The 18,939-nt window shown below is 65.0% G+C and carries 18 protein-coding genes; 7 read left to right on the top strand and 11 right to left on the bottom strand.

Annotation, left to right across the window (positions count from 1 at the left end; all coding sequences use genetic code 11):
• Positions 1-11 precede the first annotated feature (11 nt).
• The 4 genes from ACP2YP_RS36620 to ACP2YP_RS36635 all read right to left on the bottom strand — a co-directional run bounded on the left by ACP2YP_RS36620 (position 12) and on the right by ACP2YP_RS36635 (position 4,496).
• The gene (locus tag ACP2YP_RS36620; protein WP_426421161.1) at positions 12-395 is read right to left on the bottom strand and encodes a DUF1850 domain-containing protein; all 384 of its coding nucleotides are present in this window, start codon (positions 393-395) and stop codon (positions 12-14) included.
• Positions 392-2,506 carry a TRAP transporter permease gene (locus ACP2YP_RS36625; RefSeq protein ID WP_426421162.1) on the bottom strand — a complete coding sequence of 705 codons (2,115 nt, stop codon included), beginning with the start codon at positions 2,504-2,506 and terminating at the stop codon, positions 392-394. Before ACP2YP_RS36625 ends, ACP2YP_RS36620 begins: the two co-directional genes overlap by 4 nt.
• Before the next feature lie 192 nt (positions 2,507-2,698).
• Positions 2,699-3,646, bottom strand: a complete 948-nt coding sequence (locus ACP2YP_RS36630; RefSeq protein WP_426421163.1) for a TAXI family TRAP transporter solute-binding subunit — start codon at positions 3,644-3,646, stop codon at positions 2,699-2,701.
• 370 nt (positions 3,647-4,016) lie between these two features.
• Positions 4,017-4,496 carry a hypothetical protein gene (locus ACP2YP_RS36635; protein WP_027530304.1) on the bottom strand — a complete coding sequence of 160 codons (480 nt, stop codon included), beginning with the start codon at positions 4,494-4,496 and terminating at the stop codon, positions 4,017-4,019.
• Between the two features lie 193 nt (positions 4,497-4,689).
• On the opposite strand from ACP2YP_RS36635, the gene ACP2YP_RS36640 reads away from it, so the two are divergent.
• The gene (locus ACP2YP_RS36640) at positions 4,690-5,001 is read left to right on the top strand and encodes a hypothetical protein (RefSeq protein WP_426426400.1); all 312 of its coding nucleotides are present in this window, start codon (positions 4,690-4,692) and stop codon (positions 4,999-5,001) included.
• 171 nt (positions 5,002-5,172) lie between these two features.
• On the opposite strand, the gene ACP2YP_RS36645 is transcribed toward ACP2YP_RS36640, so the two are convergent.
• Positions 5,173-6,387 (bottom strand): hypothetical protein, encoded by a 1,215-nt coding sequence (locus ACP2YP_RS36645; protein ID WP_426421164.1) that lies wholly within the window; start codon positions 6,385-6,387, stop codon positions 5,173-5,175.
• 84 nt (positions 6,388-6,471) lie between these two features.
• Positions 6,472-7,098: an NUDIX hydrolase gene (locus ACP2YP_RS36650; RefSeq protein WP_426421165.1), complete on the bottom strand. Its 627-nt coding sequence runs from the start codon at positions 7,096-7,098 to the stop codon at positions 6,472-6,474.
• A gap of 72 nt (positions 7,099-7,170) precedes the next feature.
• Between ACP2YP_RS36650 and ACP2YP_RS36655 the strand changes: the two genes are divergently transcribed.
• The 4 genes from ACP2YP_RS36655 to ACP2YP_RS36670 all read left to right on the top strand — a co-directional run bounded on the left by ACP2YP_RS36655 (position 7,171) and on the right by ACP2YP_RS36670 (position 11,029).
• Positions 7,171-7,596, top strand: coding sequence for a PaaI family thioesterase (locus ACP2YP_RS36655; protein ID WP_426421166.1), 426 nt, complete (start codon positions 7,171-7,173; stop codon positions 7,594-7,596).
• A gap of 302 nt (positions 7,597-7,898) precedes the next feature.
• Complete coding sequence (locus tag ACP2YP_RS36660) at positions 7,899-8,921, top strand: aldo/keto reductase (RefSeq protein ID WP_426421167.1); 1,023 nt, start codon at positions 7,899-7,901, stop codon at positions 8,919-8,921.
• Positions 8,922-8,936: 15 nt separating this feature from the next.
• Complete coding sequence (locus tag ACP2YP_RS36665; protein WP_426421168.1) at positions 8,937-10,250, top strand: tetratricopeptide repeat protein; 1,314 nt, start codon at positions 8,937-8,939, stop codon at positions 10,248-10,250.
• Positions 10,251-10,450: 200 nt separating this feature from the next.
• Positions 10,451-11,029, top strand: a complete 579-nt coding sequence (locus tag ACP2YP_RS36670) for a hypothetical protein (protein ID WP_426421169.1) — start codon at positions 10,451-10,453, stop codon at positions 11,027-11,029.
• A 6-nt stretch (positions 11,030-11,035) separates the two neighbouring features.
• On the opposite strand, the gene ACP2YP_RS36675 is transcribed toward ACP2YP_RS36670, so the two are convergent.
• Positions 11,036-12,595 carry an oleate hydratase gene (locus tag ACP2YP_RS36675; RefSeq protein ID WP_426421170.1) on the bottom strand — a complete coding sequence of 520 codons (1,560 nt, stop codon included), beginning with the start codon at positions 12,593-12,595 and terminating at the stop codon, positions 11,036-11,038.
• A gap of 136 nt (positions 12,596-12,731) precedes the next feature.
• Positions 12,732-14,564, bottom strand: coding sequence for an AMP-dependent synthetase/ligase (locus ACP2YP_RS36680; RefSeq protein WP_426421171.1), 1,833 nt, complete (start codon positions 14,562-14,564; stop codon positions 12,732-12,734).
• Between the two features lie 111 nt (positions 14,565-14,675).
• Between ACP2YP_RS36680 and ACP2YP_RS36685 the strand changes: the two genes are divergently transcribed.
• A complete protein-coding gene (locus ACP2YP_RS36685; protein ID WP_426421172.1) occupies positions 14,676-15,023 on the top strand; it encodes a DUF3088 domain-containing protein in 348 nt (115 codons plus the stop codon).
• Between the two features lie 209 nt (positions 15,024-15,232).
• Complete coding sequence (locus ACP2YP_RS36690) at positions 15,233-15,808, top strand: cysteine hydrolase family protein (protein ID WP_426421173.1); 576 nt, start codon at positions 15,233-15,235, stop codon at positions 15,806-15,808.
• A 101-nt stretch (positions 15,809-15,909) separates the two neighbouring features.
• Here ACP2YP_RS36690 and ACP2YP_RS36695 read toward each other — a convergent pair whose 3' ends face one another.
• The 3 genes from ACP2YP_RS36695 to ACP2YP_RS36705 are packed head-to-tail and all read right to left on the bottom strand — an operon-like array spanning position 15,910 to position 18,577.
• Positions 15,910-17,181 carry a flavin monoamine oxidase family protein gene (locus ACP2YP_RS36695; RefSeq protein ID WP_426421174.1) on the bottom strand — a complete coding sequence of 424 codons (1,272 nt, stop codon included), beginning with the start codon at positions 17,179-17,181 and terminating at the stop codon, positions 15,910-15,912.
• Positions 17,182-17,190: 9 nt separating this feature from the next.
• Complete coding sequence (locus ACP2YP_RS36700; RefSeq protein WP_426421175.1) at positions 17,191-17,895, bottom strand: RibD family protein; 705 nt, start codon at positions 17,893-17,895, stop codon at positions 17,191-17,193.
• Positions 17,896-17,917: 22 nt separating this feature from the next.
• Positions 17,918-18,577, bottom strand: coding sequence for an FABP family protein (locus ACP2YP_RS36705; RefSeq protein ID WP_426421176.1), 660 nt, complete (start codon positions 18,575-18,577; stop codon positions 17,918-17,920).
• Positions 18,578-18,939 lie beyond the last annotated feature (362 nt).

The raw sequence follows: 18,939 nt of genomic DNA on the forward strand, positions 1-18,939 counted from the left end.
GCGTGTCTCCCTTATTTCTGCTGTTCGTCGCAGATGCTCATTTTAGTAACGTTAGCACCGATGGGATGGCCGACAATCTCCGAAAGCGTCCGGCACGTCCCGTCATGGCATAGCCGCCATTCGCCGGCCGCGCCGGAATTGCCGAGCGCGACCTCGGGCATCGGCGCGCGCGCAGGCCTCCATTGAAACCAGCCGTCGACGAGCCGCGCCTCGGGCGACGGCTCCATGCCAGGGCCGGTGCCCTTGACGCGGGCCTCCACCAGCTCAAGGCCCGCCGGCGTGACGCGCCAGTCCTCCTGCCACTCGACCTTCGCGATCGAATGCGTCCATGCAAGCGTGAACGCGGACACCGCCAGCGCCTTCACGCCGCTGGCTGTCGCGAAGCAGAGGCTCACACCGCCTCGACCACGGCCGGCGGACGCTGCCGCCACTGCCACAGCAGCAGCGCCGCAGAGAGAGCGAAGCCAACTGTGTCGCTGAACGGGAAATCACCGAGCAGGCACAGCGCGGCGCCGAGCGCCACCACACGTTCGATCAGCGTCAGCCGCGTGAACAGGAAACCGATCGCGACCATGCCGAACAGGGCGATCGCCACCAGCGCCTTGAAGGTCGCGAGCGCCACCGCGCCGTAGAAGCCGAGCTTGGCCGCCATGGGATCGCCAGCCTGCAGCATCAAGGCCGGCGAATAGACGAAGATGAAGGGAATGACGTAACCGGCGAGCGCGATCCGCATCGCCTCCCAGCCGATTTTATCAGGATTCTCCTTCGCGATCGGCGCTGCCGCGAGCGCAGCAAGGGCGACCGGCGGCGAGAGGTCGGCCATGATGCCGTAATAGAACGCGAACATGTGGCTCGCGATCAGGGGCACGCCGAGCTTCGCCAGCGCGGGTGCTGCGAGCGCGGCGGTGATGATGTAGGTCGGGATCGTGGGAATGCCGGTGCCGAGCAGGATCGACAGCAACATGGTCATGATCAGCGCCAGGAACAGGCTCTTCTCGCCGAGACCGATCACCCAGCTTCCGAAGATCGTGCCGATGCCGGTCTGCGACATCATGCCGATGATGACGCCGACGATGGCGCAGGCCATGCCGACGGTGATCGCGGATTTCGCGCTCTCGGCAAGCGAGTCACGGCAAGAGCGGAGTGCGGCCATTCCGCCGCGGACAAAGGCGGTGATCAGGATCAGCACGATGACGACGCAGCCAACCGGCACGATCTGGAGACCGTCCCGCGAAAGCGCGGCCACGACAAGTGCGAGCCCGATCCAGAAGATGTAACGGATGGCCGTGGCCGGCAGGCCTGCCGTGATGCTGGCGCCCAAAATCAACGCCACGGTGAGCGCGAGGCCCATGCTGCCGGCGTAGAGTGGCGTAAAGCCCTCGAACAGCATGTAGACAAGGGCGGCGAGCGGCAGCACGAGATACCAGCCCTTGACCAGCGCTTTCCAGGCGCTCGGCGTTTCCGAACGCTTCATGCCGATGAGGCCGCGTTTGCCGGCTTCGAGATGCACCATCCAGAAAGCCGAGGCGAAATAGAGCACCGCAGGGATAGCGGCCGCCTTCACGATCTCCGAGTACTGAACGCCAAGCGTCTCCGCCATGATGAAGGCGACTGCGCCCATCACAGGCGGCATGATCTGGCCGCCCATCGAGGCGGTCGCCTCGACGCCCGCCGCAAACGCGCGGCGATAACCGAACCTGATCATCAAGGGAATCGTGAACTGGCCGACCGTGACCACGTTGGCGACGCCGGAGCCCGAGATCGTGCCCATCATGCCGGAGGCAAACACCGCGACCTTCGCCGGTCCGCCGCGGGTCCTGCCGAATAGACCGAGAGAAACGTCGGTGAAGAGCTGGATCATGCCGGCGCGCTCCAGGAACGAGCCGAACAGGATGAACAGGAAGATGTAGGTCGCCGAGACGTAGATCGGCACGCCGTAAAATCCTTCGGTGCCGTAGGCGAGATGCGTGACGATCTGGTCGAAATCATAGCCGCGATGATTCAGCGGCGACGGCAGGTATTGCCCGAAGAACCAGTAGACGAGACAGGCGCCGCACATCAGCGGCAGCGCCGCGCCCATAAGCCGCCGCGTGCCCTCGAAGATCAGCACCGCGAGCAGCGTGCCGACCGCGAGGTCGAGCCTGGTCGGATCGCCGTCGCGCGCGATCAGGTCCGCGTAAAAGATCCATTGATAGAGGCCACAGAAAAAGCCGGCGCCGCCGATCACCCAGCCGAGCGCGCGGCCAAAATTGCTTTTCGCGGTGAAATTGGCGATCAGGCCGAACGTGAGCAGGACCAGGAAGCCGACATGGACGCCGCGCACCACCTGGCTCGGCAGATAGTTGAAGGCGGCAACATAGAGCTGGAAGGTCGCAAACGCGATGCCGATCCAGTAGGCGAGCGTGCCCCACCAGCCGGGGCCAAAGCCTTCCGGGAATCCGTGCTCGAAATTGTCGAACTCAACCTTGATCGGCGCCGTGTCGGTGCCCGCTGCCTGTTCCAGCATTTCAATTCGCCCCCAGCCTGCCCATGCCGCTTAGCATTCGCACAGCGCTCTAAAAACGTTATGCCCGGGATTATCCAGGGCATTCGCGATGATCCTCTCCGTCATTCCGGGGCGATGCGCAGCATCGAACCCGGAATCTCGAGATTCCGGGTTCGGCTCTGACGAGCCGCCCCGGAATGACAACTGAGGGAGTTACTTGATCAGCCCTTTTTCCTTGTAATAGCGGATCGCGCCGGGATGCAGCGGGATTGGGCTGCCGGTGGCGGCCGTCTCGAGCTTGATCTCCTTGCCGGCCGCGTGCGCGTTGGCGAGCTCGGGCAGCGACTCATAGACCAGTTTTGTCATTTGATAGGCAAGCTCGTCGGACACGGCTGAACTGGTGACGAGATAGTTGACCACGGCCGCGGTCGGGACATCCTTGTCCTGGCCGGTATAGGTGTTGGCCGGGATGGTCGCCGCGATGAAGGGCGGCCCGATCTTGTCGACGGTCTCCTTCGGCACGGCCACCACTGTGATCGAGGCCGAGGTCGAGAGATCCTTCAGCGAGGCCACGCCGAGGCCGGCCGATTGAAGCGTCGCGCCCAGCTGGCGGTTCTTCATGAGGTCGACGGATTCGGCGAACGGCAGATACTCGACCTTGCCGAGATCCTTGTAGGTCATGCCGGCCGCGGCGAGGATCGCGCGCGAGTTCAGCTCCGTGCCCGATTTCGGCGCACCGACCGACAGGCTCTTGCCCTTGAGGTCGGCGAGCGTCTTGATGCCGCTCTCAGCGGTCGCGACGATCTGGATGTAGTTCGGATAGATCGCGCCGATGGTCCTGAGCTTGTCGAGCTTGGTCTTGAAGCCGGCTTCCTCGTCGCCGTCCCAGGCGGCTTTCAGCGAGTCACCCAGCGTGAACGCCAGCTCGCCACGGCCCTGCTGCAGCAGAATGAGATTTTCGACCGACGCCTTGGTGGCCTGCACCTGCGTCTTCACGTTCGAAATCTTGTCGCCGTAGATCTTCCCGATCGCGACCCCGAGCGGATAGTAGACGCCGGAGGTGCCGCCGGTCAGCACGTTGATGAAGGATTGCGCATGCGCGCAAGGTGCCGACGCCGCCAGAGCAAAAGCCGCGGCCACGCCGAAAATCGTCCGTTTCATGGTTGTTGTACTCCCCAAACCGGCGGCGAAATTGGCCGGATGAGGGGGGCGGGTCAACCCATCCAAAAGACAAAACAGCGCTGCGGTAAACGGCCGTTTTGCCTTGGTTTTCAGGAACCCGGCAGGTGCGGCGACGTGGCGCAGCCGGGGTGATGAGCGGGCTCACGTGAGGGTAAATCGCTCGTGCCGCGGGCTCAGTGTAACCTCTCCCGCTTGCGGGAGAGGTCGGCGCAACGCGCCGGGTGAGGGTTTTGCCCTCTAGGGGATTGTCCCGTTACGGAGACACCCTCTCCCCAACCCTCCCCCGCAAGCGGGGGAGGGAGCGCACCTCCTACCCGGTGGCGATCGAGCGCACCGTCGCTGGCAGGCCTTACTGGAAGGTCATGTCCAGGCACTTGGAGATGTCGGAGCCGAGGCCGGAGGAGATGGTGATGCAGCCGCGGATCTTCTGCGCGGCCATGTCGGCGGCCCAGATCGAGTAGCCGCCGGGGCCGAAGAACGAATTGGTGTTCGGCGGTTCGGTCTCGGTGGCGTCGAAATCATAGTGCCCATCGGTTTCGAAGATGCGCGGCTTCTTGGTGCAGCCGCCGTCGGTCTGGACGTTGATGACTTCCTTGTTGTCGCGGGTCAGCGCCAGCGAGACCTGGCAGCGGAAATATTCCGAGGTCTTGGTATTGAAGAGATAGGTGTAGGATTTGCAGGTCGCGGTGTTGAGCTTGCCCGGCGCAAGGCCGCGGCTGCACGAAATCCGCTGGTTGTGGCTGAGCTGGTAATCATCGGCCCGGGCGGCCGGCGCGAGTGCCGTCAGCGACAACCCGGCAATCCAGCAAAATTTAATGACGTGGCGCATTCGAATCATCCCCACCAATATCTTTGTCGTGTTGCGTTCTAGACTGAAAGCGGAACATAGTCGCGAGGGGACGAAGGGAAAATCACAAACTGCTGGGCAAGACGTGATGCGCTGCGGCGTCATCGCGGATTGACCCTGAAGCGTCGTTCGTGATTTGTTCAAGCGGCACCCCCGACGATGGGGAGGATGGATGATGGCATTTTCAGTCAAGACATTTGCAACTGCTGCAATTGCAGCCGCGCTGGGCGCGCTCGCCGCCCCCGCATGCGCACAAAACGCGGCGACGCCTTGGGAGCTCAAGGCCGACACCGGCTATGCCTATGACAAGGAAGGGAAGACGTTTTCCTACAAGATGGGCACCAGCAATGCCGGCGAGCTGCTGAAGGGCGCGAAGAAAGTGCCCAAGGGCACGCTATTCTTCATCGGCCAGAACGGCCAGCTCTATATGCGCAGCGGCCAGTATCTCGAGGGCGACGGCAAGTTCAAGTTTGGGCCGGGTCAGTAGAGACGCGATCACGGTGCGCTCCCTCGCCCCGTTCTTACGGGGAGAGGGTTGGGGTGAGGGGCTTCTCTCCGCGCATGAGATTGTCGAGGGATCTGTACCCCTCACCCGGATTGCATCTTCGATGCAATCCGACCTCTCCCCGCAAGCGGGGAGAGGTGAAGAGGTGCCGCGCTAAAACGCCGCCGCCAGCTCCCGCGCGCCGCCATTGTTGCTGTTCGAGTCCATCCGCGCATCCGTCACTGCGAGCAGCTTCGCCACCGTGTTGTGACGGATTGCGACCGGGTTGCGCTCGTAGCCGCCGCGCTGGAAGAAGTTCGAGGTCGGCACCTGCTCGCGCATCGCCTGCGGCATGGTCACCATGTCGAGGCCGGTGCCGTCGCCGGTGAGGTTCATCATCTCGAGCTCGGCGGCGGTGAGCGGACGGGTATAGCCCTTGGCGCGGGCGAACAGCACCGAGGTCAGAAGCTTGTGGGTCTGCAGCATCGGCCCGATGTCGATGTCGAGCACCATCGCGTGCATGGCCCAGCCCTGCGCGGTGTCGCCGATCTTCTCATGCTCGGACCAGGTGTCCGGCACCGACTTCGCATGCGCCACCATTTTCTTCAGAACAGCAAGCTTGTGCTCGAGCGACTGGCGCGCCGGCCCTGAGGTGCGCGCCACCTTGTCTGAGAGCGCACGAATGAACTCATGCCCCTGCTCGGCCAGCAGCTCGACGCTGTTGGCGGTGAGCAGCTGGTTGTAGCCCATCGCGGTCGAGATCGCGCGCTTGCCGCCATGCTCGATGCCCGCCTGCACGTCGTAATTGCCGGTGCCGCCGGTCTCGAACGAATAGACCCGCACCGCCTGCTCGCGGGTAAGCCCGGAGGCGAGCGCGTAGCGCGCATAGGCGCGCTTGAACTCGACCTCGTTGGCCGGACGCTGCGGCGTGAACTGATAGAGATCCTGCGCGGCGCGCAGCAGATCAGAGGCCACCGGAAGCGGCTTGCGGGCCGGACGCTCCGGCGTTTCCTCAGGCTCCGGATTCACCGGCCGCTTCGGCCCGGTATAGACCGGCGGCTGGTCCAACACGTAGTCATCGAGCGTGATCTGTTGCCCGCTGCGCCGCTTGGCATTGCGGCCGCGGCGCTTTTCCGTGACCTGGCCCCAATAGGCGCCGGCCTCGGCGCCGAAGGCGCCGCGGATCTGCTGATACTCGGCCAGCTTGCGGCGATATTCGAGCACGGCCGGCGAGGCGCCGCCTTGCGCAAAAAACTGCGACAGCAGCTGGGCGTTGGCATTGCTGACGGCGGGCGGCAGCGCGTCGGACTCGCCGCCACGCGCAGTGGGGACGAGCAGGACGAGCGCGAGTGGAACCAGCGCCAGTTGTCTTCGAATCGAATGATGCATGCTGCCCTCTTAGCAGGCATCCGGTAACTGTCACGTTAACGCGCCGTTTACCTCTTTTTTCGTCTCTTGCTTTCGTCTCTTGCGTCACTTCCAGGCGAACACTGGCTGTTCCAGGTCGGTAACGCGGGTCTGCCGCCCGGCCAGCACCTCGCGGAACTGGTAGAGCAGCGCCGCTGTCGGCGCGTGAATCAGGCTCATCTGGTGATGGAAGCGGATCACGCGACGGGTGCTCTCGGGGATATCGGTGAAATCGAAGGCGTCGTCGCGCTCGATCGTGTCGAGCGCGATGCGATGGACGGAGGCGACCTCGTCCGGGTTCGGCGTGATTGCGGCGCTCTCGGCTGCCCAGACCACGACCGGCGTGATCAGGTAGCCGGAGCGCGTCGGATAGTCGTCGAGCAGGCCGAGCACGGCATCGGCCGAGAGCTTGAGCGAGAGTTCTTCCTCGAGCTCGCGTAGCGCCGCCTCCACCGGCGTCTCGCCGGCATCGCAGCGTCCACCCGGCAGCGCCCACTGGCCGCGATGCGCGCGCAAGCTCGATGCGCGCCTGGTCAGCAGAAACGCGGTGTCGTCACCGTCACTGGATGCTGTCAGCGCCAGCACCACCGCAGCGCGCTTCAGCATCGACGGCTCGGCCGCATCTGGCAGCCGCGCGAATGAAGCGCAGGCCTCCGCGATATTCCGTCTGGTGGCATCGCCGAAAGCTCTCATGATGCTTGACTACACCAGGACCGCGCTCGATGAAACGAGGAGAGATCAAGCGTTGCAAGGATGGACCGAGCGATGACCAGCAAGACCGCCGCAAAGCTCAAATCAGACGGCTGGACCATCCTGGAGACCACCGGCTTCATTCACCTGGTCGGCCCGTTGTGGGAGCGCAAGGTCGATGGCCAATACGAATTCGCACTCGCCACCGAAGACAAGCACCACAACCGCCGCGGCATGGTCCAAGGCGGCGTGATGATGACATTCGCCGACCGCACCTGTGGCATGACCGCCCGTTACGTCTCCGGCAAGGAGTACATGGCGACGGTGCAGCTCGACACTCATTTTGTCGAGGCCGGCCAGATCGGCGACATCCTGATCTCCCGTCCCCGCATGGTGCGCTCGACCCGCAGCCTGATCTTCATGAGCACCGAAGTGACGGTCGAGGACCGCTGTGTGGTGATGGCCAACGGCGTGTTCAAGATTTTGAAGGGGCCGGCGTAGAGGCGCGTAGTCAGGTCGACGCTGCGCACCACGCCCGCGCTGTCATTCCCCGCGAAAGCGGGGAATCCAGTACGCCGCGGCCTTTCCGCTCAATCACTAACGTCTCGGCGTACTGGATCGCCCGATCAAGTCGGGCGATGACACCAACTATGGAGCACGGGCATACCTACCACCGTCATTGCGAGCGCAGCGAAGCAATCCAACAATCTTTCCGCGGACGCATCTCTGGATTGCTTCGCTGCGCTCGCAATGACGAAACTGGGCAGCTATGCTGGTGCCAACAAAAGCATCGAGGATAGCCCATGCAATACCGCCAACTCGGCCGCAGCGGCCTGAAAGTGTCGCCGATCTGTCTGGGCACCATGATGTTCGGCGGCCCGACGGACGAGGCGGCCTCACAGCGGATCATCGCCAAGGCGCATGACGCCGGCATCAACTTCATCGATACGGCGGACGCCTATTCGAAGGGCGGCTCCGAGGAGGTCGTCGGCCGCGCGATCGGCAACAACCGTCACGCCTGGGTGCTCGCCACCAAGCTCGCCAATCCCATGAACAGCGATACGCGCAACGATCCCAATCGCGTCGGGCTATCGCGGCGCTGGGTATTGCAGGCGGCCGACGAGAGCCTGAAACGGCTCGGCACCGACCACATCGACATCTACTATCTGCACAAGGAAGACCATGCGACGCCGCTGGAGGAGACGGTGCGCGCGATGGGCGATCTGATCCGTGCCGGCAAGATCCGCTATTTCGGCATCTCCAACTACCGTGCCTGGCGCGTCGCCGAGATCTGCAACATTTGCGACCGGCTCGGCATCGACCGTCCCGTGGCGAGCCAGCCCTATTACAACGCGATGAATCGCATGCCCGAGGTCGAGCACTTTCCGGCCTGCGCCTATTATGGCCTCGGCATCGTGCCCTACAGTCCGCTGGCGCGCGGCGTGCTCACCGGCAAGTACAAGCCGGACGCAGCCCCCGACAAGGACACGCGCGCCGGCCGCAACGACACCCGCATGATGCAGACGGAATGGCGGCCGGAATCGCTTCAGCTCGCGCAGGAGATCAAGACCCACGCCGAGAAGAACGGCATCACCGCCGGCCAGTTCGCGGTGGCCTGGGTGCTCAACTCCGCCTTCGTCTCGTCGATCGTCGCAGGCCCGCGCACCGAGGAGCAGTGGGACGGCTATATCCGCGCGCTCGACTATCGCTTCACTGCGGATGACGAGGCGCTGATCGACCGCCTGGTCGTGCCGGGTCACCCCTCGACGCCGGGCTACAATGACCCGGCCTATCCGATCGAGGGACGGCGCGCGCGGACGGCGTAAACTTCGGAGACAACGATGGCGCTTGAAGACCGCTACGGACTGCCGCTCTCGACCACCTCCGATCAGGCCGCGTCCGCCTATCGCGAAGGCGTCGATCTCATGCTCGCCGGCTGGACCGGCACGGCGGAGACGCTAGAGCGCGCGATTGCGGCCGATCCGGATTTCGCGCTTGCCCACATCGCCCGCGCCCGCGTGCACGCGTTCTACCAGCAGGGCGATCTTGCACGGCAGAAGGCGGCACGGGCGCGCGAGCTTGTCGGCAAGCATGGCACGGAGCGCGAGCGCTCGCATGTCGAGGCGCTGGCGCTCGCGATCGAGGGACGCGGACCCGACGCGATCGCGGCAATGTTCAAGCACATCGAGAGCTGGCCGCGCGACGCCGTGGTGCTGTCGCTGCCGCTCGGCGCGTTCGGCCTGTTCGCCTTCTCCGGCATGGCCGATCACGATCGCGCGCGGCATGAGCTGTGCGAACGCGTCGCGCATCACTATGGCGAGGACTGGTGGTTTCTCACAATGTCCGGCTGGGCAATGACCGAGAATGGTGACGTCGCTCGTGGCCGCGCCGTCACCGAGCGCGGCTTCAATCTGCGTCGGGCCAACGCCCATGCCGCGCACGCGGTGCTGCACGCGATGTTCGAGGATGGTTCGATCGAGGACGCCGATCGTCTCGTCGATCAGTGGATCCCGACCTACGACCGCGCCGGCATCCTGCACGGCCATATCCTCTGGCACCAGGCGCTCGGCGCGCTGGAGCATGGCGATGCGGCCCGCGCGCTCAAAATCTATGCCGATGTGCTGCAGCCCTCCGCCACGCAGGCGCCGCCACTCAACGTCATCACCGACAGCGCCTCACTGCTCTGGCGCCTGTCAGCCTATGGCCACGGCGTGCCGAAGGCACTCTGGGTCGAGGCCGACAGCACGGCGCAGAAACTATTCCCGAAATCGGGCCTGCCCTTTGCCGACGTCCATATGGCGCTGTTTGCGGCCGCGACGCAAAATCGCGACGCGTTGGCCGCACGCCTTGCCATGATCGAGCAGCGCCTCGCTGACGGCAAGCTGCCGGCCGGCCCCGTGGTGCCGGCGATCTGCCGCGCGATTGTCGCCTTCGCGGATGAGAACTACGCCGCCTGCGTGCGCGAGCTCGCGCCTGTCCTCGCCGACGTCGTGCGCATCGGCGGCAGCCATGCCCAGCGCGAGCTGATCGAGGACACGTTCCTCGTCGCCTTGATGCGCAGCGGCGAGCTGCCGCGCGCCCGCAGCCTTCTCGACGCCCGCCTGCACCGCCGCCCGTCCTTGCGCGATACGCGCTGGCAGGCGGCGATGGGCTAGCTCTGCCACGAAAAAAACACCGGCCTGACGGCAAGTGCCTGCGGACGGGTTGGGGCGATCGGGGCGAATCGCCGATGGGTGGCGCGGTGGTATTCCAGACGGGTTTGGCCAGGCAAACGGGATCGCAACCAATTTGCGATTCGATGGTTATAGGGCGGAACTTCCGCCCGTCCGTGGCCCCCTGGCACATGAGCCTGACGATGCGCCTCCGCCGACCGGTTCTGGCTGCAATCCTCGTCTCTCTCGCAAGCCCTTGTTTTGCCGAGTCTTCCACCGCGATCCCGGTGAACAATCCGCCGGCCAAGCAGCACTCCTTCATCGACCTCCTGGCGCTGATGTCCGGCCACTGCAAGACGCTGAAGGTCGCGGGGCGCACCTTTGCCTGCAGGACGGTGGCCTACGCCCATGGCGACAAGGGCCGGGTCAATTTCGCGGTCGCCATCGACGACCCCAGCGACGAGAACCACGTCGTGTCGTTCTCAGGCGAGAACGGCAAGCGGGCCGACGACAATTCCTACGAGCTGCGGATCGACCGCATGCTGCTCAACTCCAAGGACCGGCCCAAGGTCGACGGCCTGCCGGTGCCGGCCGAGCAGAGCTCCACCGGCGTCTGCCGCCAGACCGGCAATTTCGCCGCCAAGAAGGTGAACGACGTCACCTGCTCCGCGACCGACAGCGAAGGCCGGATATATGAACTGCTGTTCGTCTCCGACGGCACGCCGGTGAGCGTGCGCCGCATCAGGCAGTCGCAGCCCTCGGTTCAGGATCCGTTCAAGTAAACGCAATCACGCAAACGCCTTCTCCAGCGTCGCGAAGATCACGGCGAGCGATTTGTCGTGGCGGGTGACTGCCGGCACCGGGCGGTCGATCTTCATCAGCTGATAGACCGCCGTCTGCGCGGCGCGCACCGAATATTCGACGGTGAAGACGACGTCGTCCGGAATCTCGACGAACTGGCTGACGAAAGCGAGGTTCACCGAATTCGCCGGCACCGGCACCGGCCGGTCGGTTGCGTTGCGCGGCATGAACATGCTGGTGATGTAGGGCATGCGGCAGGGAATGCAGACTGCGTCGTCGAAAACGGCGCGGTCGAAATTCAGATGGCCGCAGAGCTCCCTCAGGATGTCGGCGCCGCCGCAATCCGACATCGGCTTGGCGACGAAATTGCCGACGCGATCGGGATGCAGGGCGTAGCCCCAGAACACCTGGACGTTCGTCGGCTGGCCGGCGAAATGCGGCTGGTGATACAGCACGACCGACATCAGCCAGTTGGAATCCTTGAACGTCACCAGGCCGCCGGTGCCGGCCCTGTTGCCGGAGAACGCCTCCATCCGGTCGAAGAAGCGCGGATCGCGGCACGTGACGGTGAAAGACAGCCAGTACGATTCGGGAATCGAGGCGTTGAACGCGGACGGATTGCCGAATTCGGGACGTCCCTTGGCGATCAGCTCCCAGAGGGCCCAACCCTGGCTGTCCGCCTTGGTCAGGCAGGGCGCCGGCTCGGTCATGGTGCCCAGGCTCGAGGCGTCCGTCATCGAGGCGTTCTGGAAGAACACGAGATCGCCATCCTCCAGCCGGACATTGGCGATGCGGCCGTCGCGATCGAGCATCAGCTGGCGCACCCGCAGCTTGCCGCCATCGGTCTCGAACGCCATGTCGGTCACGCGCGTCCCACGCACGAACTGCACGCCCTGCCGCTTTAGCCAGTCCTCGAGCGGCCGCACGATAGCGTCATACTGATTATAGACGGTGCGCTTGACGCCCGCGAGCGTCTCGATGCGCGGGAATTCGTTCATGAAACGGTGCAGATAGCGCTTCAGCTCGACCGCGCTGTGCCAGGGCTGGAAGGCGAAGGTGGTCTGCCACATGTACCAGAAATTGGATTCGAAGAATCCCGGCGACAGCCAGTCGGTGATTCGACTCGCGCCCAGCGTCTCCTCGGACGCCTCCGTGAGCCTTAGCAGCTCGAGCCGGTCACGGGCGGAGAAGCCCATATGCGAGACATCGACCTTGAACCGATTGCGATCGACCAGGCGCGCGCGGGAATGCGCGGGGTTCTCGGCGTTGAAGGCCGCGGTTTCGTCGCGCACGCTGTGGCCCGGACGTTCGAGCGAGGGAATGTCCGACAGCAGGTCCCAGGTGCATTCGTAATGGTCGGTGGTGAGCATGCGCCCGCCGCGCAGCGAATAGGCGCCGTTCGCAAGCAGCGCACCGTCGAGGCTGCCGCCGACCAGTGGCTGTGCCTCGTAGATCATGATGTCGCGCCCGGGCAGCTTTGCGTCGCGAATCAGGAACGCCGCGCCCGCGAGCGATCCGATGCCGCCGCCGATGAAATATGCCTTCATGCCTTGCCTCGATTGCAGTCTAAATTTCGGCACGACATTGCATCGGCACGCGACGGCAGAAGTTGCGCTGGATCAAGCGCGGCAAACGCGGGCATCACGTTGACTTGAGCCGAACTTGCAACGGCCCGTCCCCTGATCAGCCGCGCCGCTCGTGAATCGATGGCGGTTTCTTCGCGTAGATCTGCTCGATCTCGGCGGCGAAGCGGCGTTCAAGCGCCGGGCGCTTGTTCTTCAGCGTCGGCGTGAGCAGCCCCGCACCAATTGTCCAGGGGTCCAGCGTCCACCATACCGCGCGTGGCGTCGCATAGGACGGATAGGCCTTCACGGCCGCCGCGATTCGAGCGAGCAGAGCGGCCCGCTCCGCCGCACCGCCTTGCTTGCCGCTCGCCGCGAGCCGATCCTTTTCCTGCACCCACGCCTTTGCATCCAGCACGACCAACGCCGCGAGGAAGGGGCGCTGCTCGCCGACCACCAGCGCCTGCTCGAACAGGGGATCGGCGAGAATCGCGGTCTCCAGATCCACCGGCGCAATCTTCTCGCCCGTCGAGGTGACGATGATGTCCTTGATGCGGCCGGTGATGGTGATGCGACCGTTCTCGACGCGCGCCTGGTCGCCGGTATGCAGCCAGCCGTCAGCCTCTTTCACGCGCCGCGTCTCCTCGGGCCTGTTCCAATAGCCCAGCATCACGCTTGGCCCGCGCACGAGCAGTTCATCGTTCTCGCCCAACCTGACCTCGACACCGTCGAGGACATGACCGACCGAACGCGGATCGTTGTCCGCAATGGTGTTGACGGAAACCACCGGTGAGGTCTCGGTCATGCCGTAACCCTGGAGGATGTCGAGCCCAAGCGCGAGAAACAGGCGGATAACCGGCTCCGCGATCGGCGCGCCACCGGAGACGGCAACCCGCAGACGACCGCCGAGCTGCGCCAGCACCTTGTCGGCGACGAGACGCTTCAACAGCGGCCAGGCCAGGCGATCGGCCAGCGACGGCGCGACGCGCCTCTGGCGCGCATCGAAACGCCGGCCGCCGACGGCGAGCGTGAGGTCGAGCAGAGCACGCTCGACACCTCCGGCGGACGCGCGGTGCTGCATGATCAGTGCCGAGATGCGCTCGTAGATCCGCGGCACCGAGACCAGGACCGTCGGCCGAACATGCTTCAAATCCTCCGACAACAGCGGCACCGAGCGCGCATAGGCAACGCATGCGCCGGCCGCAATCGGATAGTAGTAACCGCCGGTGCGCTCGAACGTGTGCGAGAGCGGCAGGAAAGACAGAAAGAGGTCATCCGGCGCGGCCGCGATGCGCTGCGCGACCGCCTTGACGTTGGCGACCACGTTGCCATGCGACAACATCACGCCCTTCGGCCGTCCGGTCGTACCGGACGTGTAGACGATGGCGGCAAGATCGTCCGGCTTGACCGCGACATCGGGCATCGGCGCGTCCGCGCCGGGCGCGGCGGCAAGCCAGCGGTCGAGCGCGACGACGCGCGCATCCGCCGCAGCCGGTCCGCTCGTATCCGCACAGACGATCCGCCTGAGACGGTCGAGCGGCTGGCCGGTCGCAACAATCGCCTGCCAACGCTCCATCGTATCGACGAACAGGAGCAGCGCGCCTGAATCGGCGAGAATGTAGGCAATGCTGTCGGGGTTGTCGACCGCATGCATCGGCACCGGCACGAGGCCGCGCGACAGCGCCGCCTGGTCCATCGCGATGTGCGCAGTGCCGTTCGGCATCAGGATCGCGACGCGCTCGCCGGGCGCAATACTTTCCGCAGCGAGCGCCCGCCGCCAGATCTCGAATTCCGCGTTGATCTCCAGCCAGGACTGGCTGATCCACCGCCCCGCTGCCGCGTCGAAATGCCGATAGGCTTCTGCCAGCGGCGTCGCGTCGACGCGCCAGCGCAAGAGTTCCGGCAACGTCCTCACTCCTGCAAGCGTCTTCGGTTGACTGATCGGCCCCGGCATGGCGTCCTTTCGCGATATCTCGATTCCCAATTGATCTGGGGACTCGACATTAGGCCGGCCAGTCCTTGCCGCTTTGATCCGCAACAAAGCGGCCATGCTTCGGAGCGACCCATGACGCGCGATCGGCTGTTTCTGCTGCGCCCCGATTTCGAGGATCCGGCCTATCCGGGCCGGCGCTTCTATTGCTGGCATTGCGCGCTGATCGAAGGCGTGCTCGCCTCGTTTCCGGCGCTGGCTGAGCGGCTCGACGTCGAGCGCGTCGCCTGGCCCAGGCCGCGGCAGGCCGTGATCGCGCTGGTCGGCGAGGAGAACCAGTCGTTGCCGCTGCTCGTGCTGGCAGACGGCGCGACCTCGCCGCACCAGACCGGCCGCCATCGGGGCCGCGCCTTCATCGCCGACAACGACGCCATCCTCGCCGCGCTGTCCGAGCGCCGCGGCTTTCCCGATCCGCATCCGTGAGAGGCGCAGCTCTGCGTTCTTCGTAGGGTGGGCAAAGGCGCGAAGCGCCGTGCCCACCATCTTGATCCCGTCGTGTGAATTGGTGGGCACGCTTCGCTTTGCCCACCCTACGGGAATCGCCTTGCGCCGTCCCGAAACGAGGGAAAATCGGCATTGCCCGGTCCCGCAATCGCCTCGCATACTCCACAAAACTCCGGAATCCGCACGCCATGACGCATCCCCTCCCCGCCCTCATCGTCGTCGACGTCCAGCGCGCATTCGACGAATGGGAGGCCGCGGGCAAGCGGCGCAATAATCCGGATGCGGTGGCACGCGTCGTTGACCTGCTCGCGGCGTTCAGGGCGCGCGGCGCGCCGATCTTCCATATCCGCCACGAAGGCACCAAGCCGAACTCGACGTTTCTGCCCTCGCGCACCGGTTACGCCGTCAAGGACGAGGCGCGCGAACGGGACGGCGAGCCCGTGATCGTCAAGCGCGTCAACAGCGCGTTCATCGGCACCGACCTCGAGATGCGCCTGCGTGCGAGCAACATCGCGACGCTCGTGATCTGCGGCGCCACCACCAATCATTGCGTGGAGACGACGACGCGAATGGCCGGCAATCTCGGCTTCGACGCGGCCCTCGTGCGCGACGCGACCTGGACGTTCGATCGCGTCGGCCCCGACGGCGACACGCATTCGGCCGAGTCCATTCACGCGATGACGCTGTCGAACCTGAACGGCGAATTTGCCCGTATCGTGACCACGAGCGAGGTGATCACTGCGCTCGCAGCGGTGCGACAATAAATCCCAGCGCGATTGCGCGATGGTCTGCGTCGTTTCGACGCCCGCACTCGCCGGCAATCGCTGGTGAGCCCAAAGGCCCGCAGAGATGCGGGCCTTCTTTCTCAACCCTGCAAGATGAGGCCAGCCGTCGCCAGGCCGCTCGCAAGTGCCGCTTCGACCGTTCCCATGTCGCGGCCACGATAGAGCGCCTCGCCGGAGAACAGCACGGGGCCATCGGCGCGCGCGAGAATCTCCTGCGCCGCCCGCGTCTGCGGCGTCGCCCAGGAATAGGCACCGCGCGCAAAGGGATCATGCGCCCAGTTGGCGGCTGCGGCCGCCACGAGGTCCCGCGCAATGTCCGCGCGCGGGAGGCTGAACATAACTGCGAGGGAGTCGATCCCGGCATCGATCAGTCCTTGCGGATCGAGGTGCGACAGCTCCGCCGTTCGCGGGCCACCGAACCATCCCGTGAGCACGGGATGCTGATCCGGTTGCCGCGTCCACCACACCGGAATCGTCTCGTCCGACAGCAGGAACAGCATGTCGGCGAGCTCTTCCCTCTGCTCGCGCCACCATGGCCGCGTGAAGCGCAGCAGGATTTTGATGACACTGCCGAAGCCGATATCGTCGGCGGCTGCCGCCTGCGCGCGCGCGGCCGCAGGCAGCGCGATCCCACGCAAGAGCGGCAGCGGCACGGTGAGGATCACGCGATCGCAGACCTGCACCGCGCCGCCGGCGCAGCGGATGGCGAGCTTGCCATCATTCTCCTCGATCGCCGAGACAACCGCACCGAGGCGAATCGCAGCGCCGGACCTGCGGCACTCGGCCGCCAAAAAATCGCTCAGGCCGCCATAGCCGCCGTCGATGCGCGCTTGCGTCGCGTGTCCGTCATTCATCCATTCGTCGCGCAGCGCCAGCGTCGAGGCGCGCTCGGGGTCGGCCGCATCGTAGCCCTCGACCATGCGTTCGACGGCGTGCCGCAGGCGCGCGTGTTCCGGCCCGGCGAAATGCCGCCGCAGGAAATCGGCGACGGTGAGATCCTCCGTCAGGTCCCTCAGCGCGGCATGAAGCTTTTCGTCATAGGGATCGCGCGGGCTCTCCCGCGAAAATTCCGTTCCGTCAAAGCTCCATTGCGCGCCGCCGATCGCCCGCACCGACAGCCCCGCCTCGCGCGCGAGGCTGCGCGTGACCGGCGCTTCACCATGGACGAACTCGGCGCCGCCATCGGCGGGATAGCCGAACTCCGAGGCCGATAACGGATGGATGCGCCCGCCGCAGCGGTCGCGCGCTTCCAGAATTGTGACCCGTTTCCCCGCCCGCGCAAGCTCGCGGGCCGCCATCAGGCCGGCCGCGCCTGCGCCGACGATGACGATATGCTCCGACATGTCCGACATTGTCGTTGCTTATTGGCCCGCGGCGTCGTTCCGGATCAAGTAGCGCAGCAACAGCACGCCACCGCCGAGCTGCCGCGTGCTCTCCAGCGTCATCGCAGTGAGCGGCGCGCGCTTGTCGGAGTCCGCCTCGGTCGAATCGAACACGAAGGGCGCACCCCTGGCGCCGTCGATCGCGGGGCTGAGGATCAGGTTGAATTCGTCGATCAGGCCGGCGCGCAGGAACGCGCCATTGGCGACGCCGCCGCCCTCCACCAGCAGGCGCTTGACGCCAAGCTCACGATTGAGGATCTCGACCGCCAATGCGAGGTCGATCTCGGCTTGTCCTGCGAAGATATAGGACACGCCCTCGCTGCGCAGGCCGGCCAGATGCGAATCCGGCACGCTCTCGGTGAGCGCCACGACGATCGGATCGCCGCCGATATCCGAGCGGCCCCAGCCGATCTTGCCGTGCGCGTCGAGCACCACGCCGTAGGTTTTCGCATCGCGCCGCGCGAACCAGTTTTCGCGCGGGAGTTTCTCGCTCGACGTCGCGGGATAGGGCTTGCCTTTGGCGAACTCGGAGCCGGTGACGCGGCCGATCATCCAGGCATCGCCGCCGAGCTCGTCATGGATCTTTTCGAACCAGTCGGTGCCGGCACCCTTCGGACGCCAGCGGCTCGGATGCGTGCGGCCGTCGAGGCTCGAATGCATCAGGCAGATGACATAAGGTTTCATGCAGATTCTCCGAACCGGCTTCTCAGGCCGGCTTATCGTTCCTGGCGCGATCGTTCACGATCACCGCGAGCGGATTGAGTTTTGGCGGCGCGACCAGCAGAAGCGTATTGCTATCATGATGATTGAACGGCGCACCGCGAACGAACAACGCGGTCTCGATCTGATAGCTCCAGCTGCCATCGTCGTTGAAGGTGATGTCGCAACGGTAACTGTCGGTGCGGAACGCTTGTTCCAGGAAGTCTGTCGAGCAGATCCCGTAATCGGTGTCGCCGCGCTTCGCCGTGACGGAGATTTTTTTGTCATCGGGTTTGGCCTGGCCGGAGGCCAGCAGCACCTGCCCGCGCGGAATCGCCAGCGTCTGCATGATCAGCCCGGTCGCGGGCTCCCAGAGCCAGTAGCCGACCTGGTCGTGGAAAGTGATGTCTTCCTCGGGCGTGTTGATGTGGATGTGATAGCGCAAGCCATAGAACAGCTGCGGCCCGTTGGCCTGCGGATCGATCGGATCCATCCGGATATGCTCGATGAAAGTGCGCCGCTCCGGCCCCTCCGCCTTCGGATTGATATCGATGCCCTTGTTCGCCTGCCAGGTGCCGGCGAGCCGGCGAAGCGGCCCGAGATTGGCGAGACTGTCGGGCGAGACGTCCTCGGGCTCGGTGAAGATGTCGGCGGGAATGGGGAGCATGGAGACCTCGCATCGTTGCGCGGAGCAGCAATAGCACAAAGCCGGCACGAATCGAGCGGAATGGAACCGGACAATTGCCTGCGCGTTTCTCCACGCTGCGCTCCATGGTCAACATGGCGACGGCGAGGCCACCTGCATGCACCGCATCGCATCTGCCACAGTTTTAGTCAGGCAGCGTGCAAATCAAGTGCCAGCGCCGGCGCGGCCAGCCATCCGCGTGAAATCATCGCAGCCGCCAAAATGTTTGTGTTCGGCGCTCCCATTGCGTTGCGGACTCACGGTGCTAAGACCTTGGGTAGTGAGACTTGCCTCACGGGCTGTGACACCCGCCAGCGGCGGATGATGCGGTTCCCAAAGTGACT

This window comes from Bradyrhizobium genosp. A (assembly GCF_049949275.1).
Taxonomy (GTDB): domain Bacteria; phylum Pseudomonadota; class Alphaproteobacteria; order Rhizobiales; family Xanthobacteraceae; genus Bradyrhizobium.

Excerpts from the sequence above, each read along its gene's own strand:
- ACP2YP_RS36625 (WP_426421162.1), bottom strand. The coding sequence starts at position 2,506 with ATGCTGGAACAGGCAGCGGGCACCGACACGGCGCCGATCAAGGTTGAG.
- ACP2YP_RS36695 (WP_426421174.1), bottom strand. The coding sequence starts at position 17,181 with ATGTCGGACATGTCGGAGCATATCGTCATCGTCGGCGCAGGCGCGGCC.
- ACP2YP_RS36680 (WP_426421171.1), bottom strand. The coding sequence starts at position 14,564 with ATGCCGGGGCCGATCAGTCAACCGAAGACGCTTGCAGGAGTGAGGACG.
- ACP2YP_RS36700 (WP_426421175.1), bottom strand. The coding sequence starts at position 17,895 with ATGAAACCTTATGTCATCTGCCTGATGCATTCGAGCCTCGACGGCCGC.
- ACP2YP_RS36655 (WP_426421166.1), top strand. The coding sequence starts at position 7,171 with ATGACCAGCAAGACCGCCGCAAAGCTCAAATCAGACGGCTGGACCATC.
- ACP2YP_RS36690 (WP_426421173.1), top strand. The coding sequence starts at position 15,233 with ATGACGCATCCCCTCCCCGCCCTCATCGTCGTCGACGTCCAGCGCGCA.
- ACP2YP_RS36660 (WP_426421167.1), top strand. The coding sequence starts at position 7,899 with ATGCAATACCGCCAACTCGGCCGCAGCGGCCTGAAAGTGTCGCCGATC.
- ACP2YP_RS36630 (WP_426421163.1), bottom strand. The coding sequence starts at position 3,646 with ATGAAACGGACGATTTTCGGCGTGGCCGCGGCTTTTGCTCTGGCGGCG.
- ACP2YP_RS36675 (WP_426421170.1), bottom strand. The coding sequence starts at position 12,595 with ATGAAGGCATATTTCATCGGCGGCGGCATCGGATCGCTCGCGGGCGCG.
- ACP2YP_RS36640 (WP_426426400.1), top strand. The coding sequence starts at position 4,690 with ATGGCATTTTCAGTCAAGACATTTGCAACTGCTGCAATTGCAGCCGCG.
- ACP2YP_RS36645 (WP_426421164.1), bottom strand. The coding sequence starts at position 6,387 with ATGCATCATTCGATTCGAAGACAACTGGCGCTGGTTCCACTCGCGCTC.
- ACP2YP_RS36635 (WP_027530304.1), bottom strand. The coding sequence starts at position 4,496 with ATGCGCCACGTCATTAAATTTTGCTGGATTGCCGGGTTGTCGCTGACG.
- ACP2YP_RS36665 (WP_426421168.1), top strand. The coding sequence starts at position 8,937 with ATGGCGCTTGAAGACCGCTACGGACTGCCGCTCTCGACCACCTCCGAT.
- ACP2YP_RS36670 (WP_426421169.1), top strand. The coding sequence starts at position 10,451 with ATGCGCCTCCGCCGACCGGTTCTGGCTGCAATCCTCGTCTCTCTCGCA.
- ACP2YP_RS36650 (WP_426421165.1), bottom strand. The coding sequence starts at position 7,098 with ATGAGAGCTTTCGGCGATGCCACCAGACGGAATATCGCGGAGGCCTGC.
- ACP2YP_RS36685 (WP_426421172.1), top strand. The coding sequence starts at position 14,676 with ATGACGCGCGATCGGCTGTTTCTGCTGCGCCCCGATTTCGAGGATCCG.
- ACP2YP_RS36705 (WP_426421176.1), bottom strand. The coding sequence starts at position 18,577 with ATGCTCCCCATTCCCGCCGACATCTTCACCGAGCCCGAGGACGTCTCG.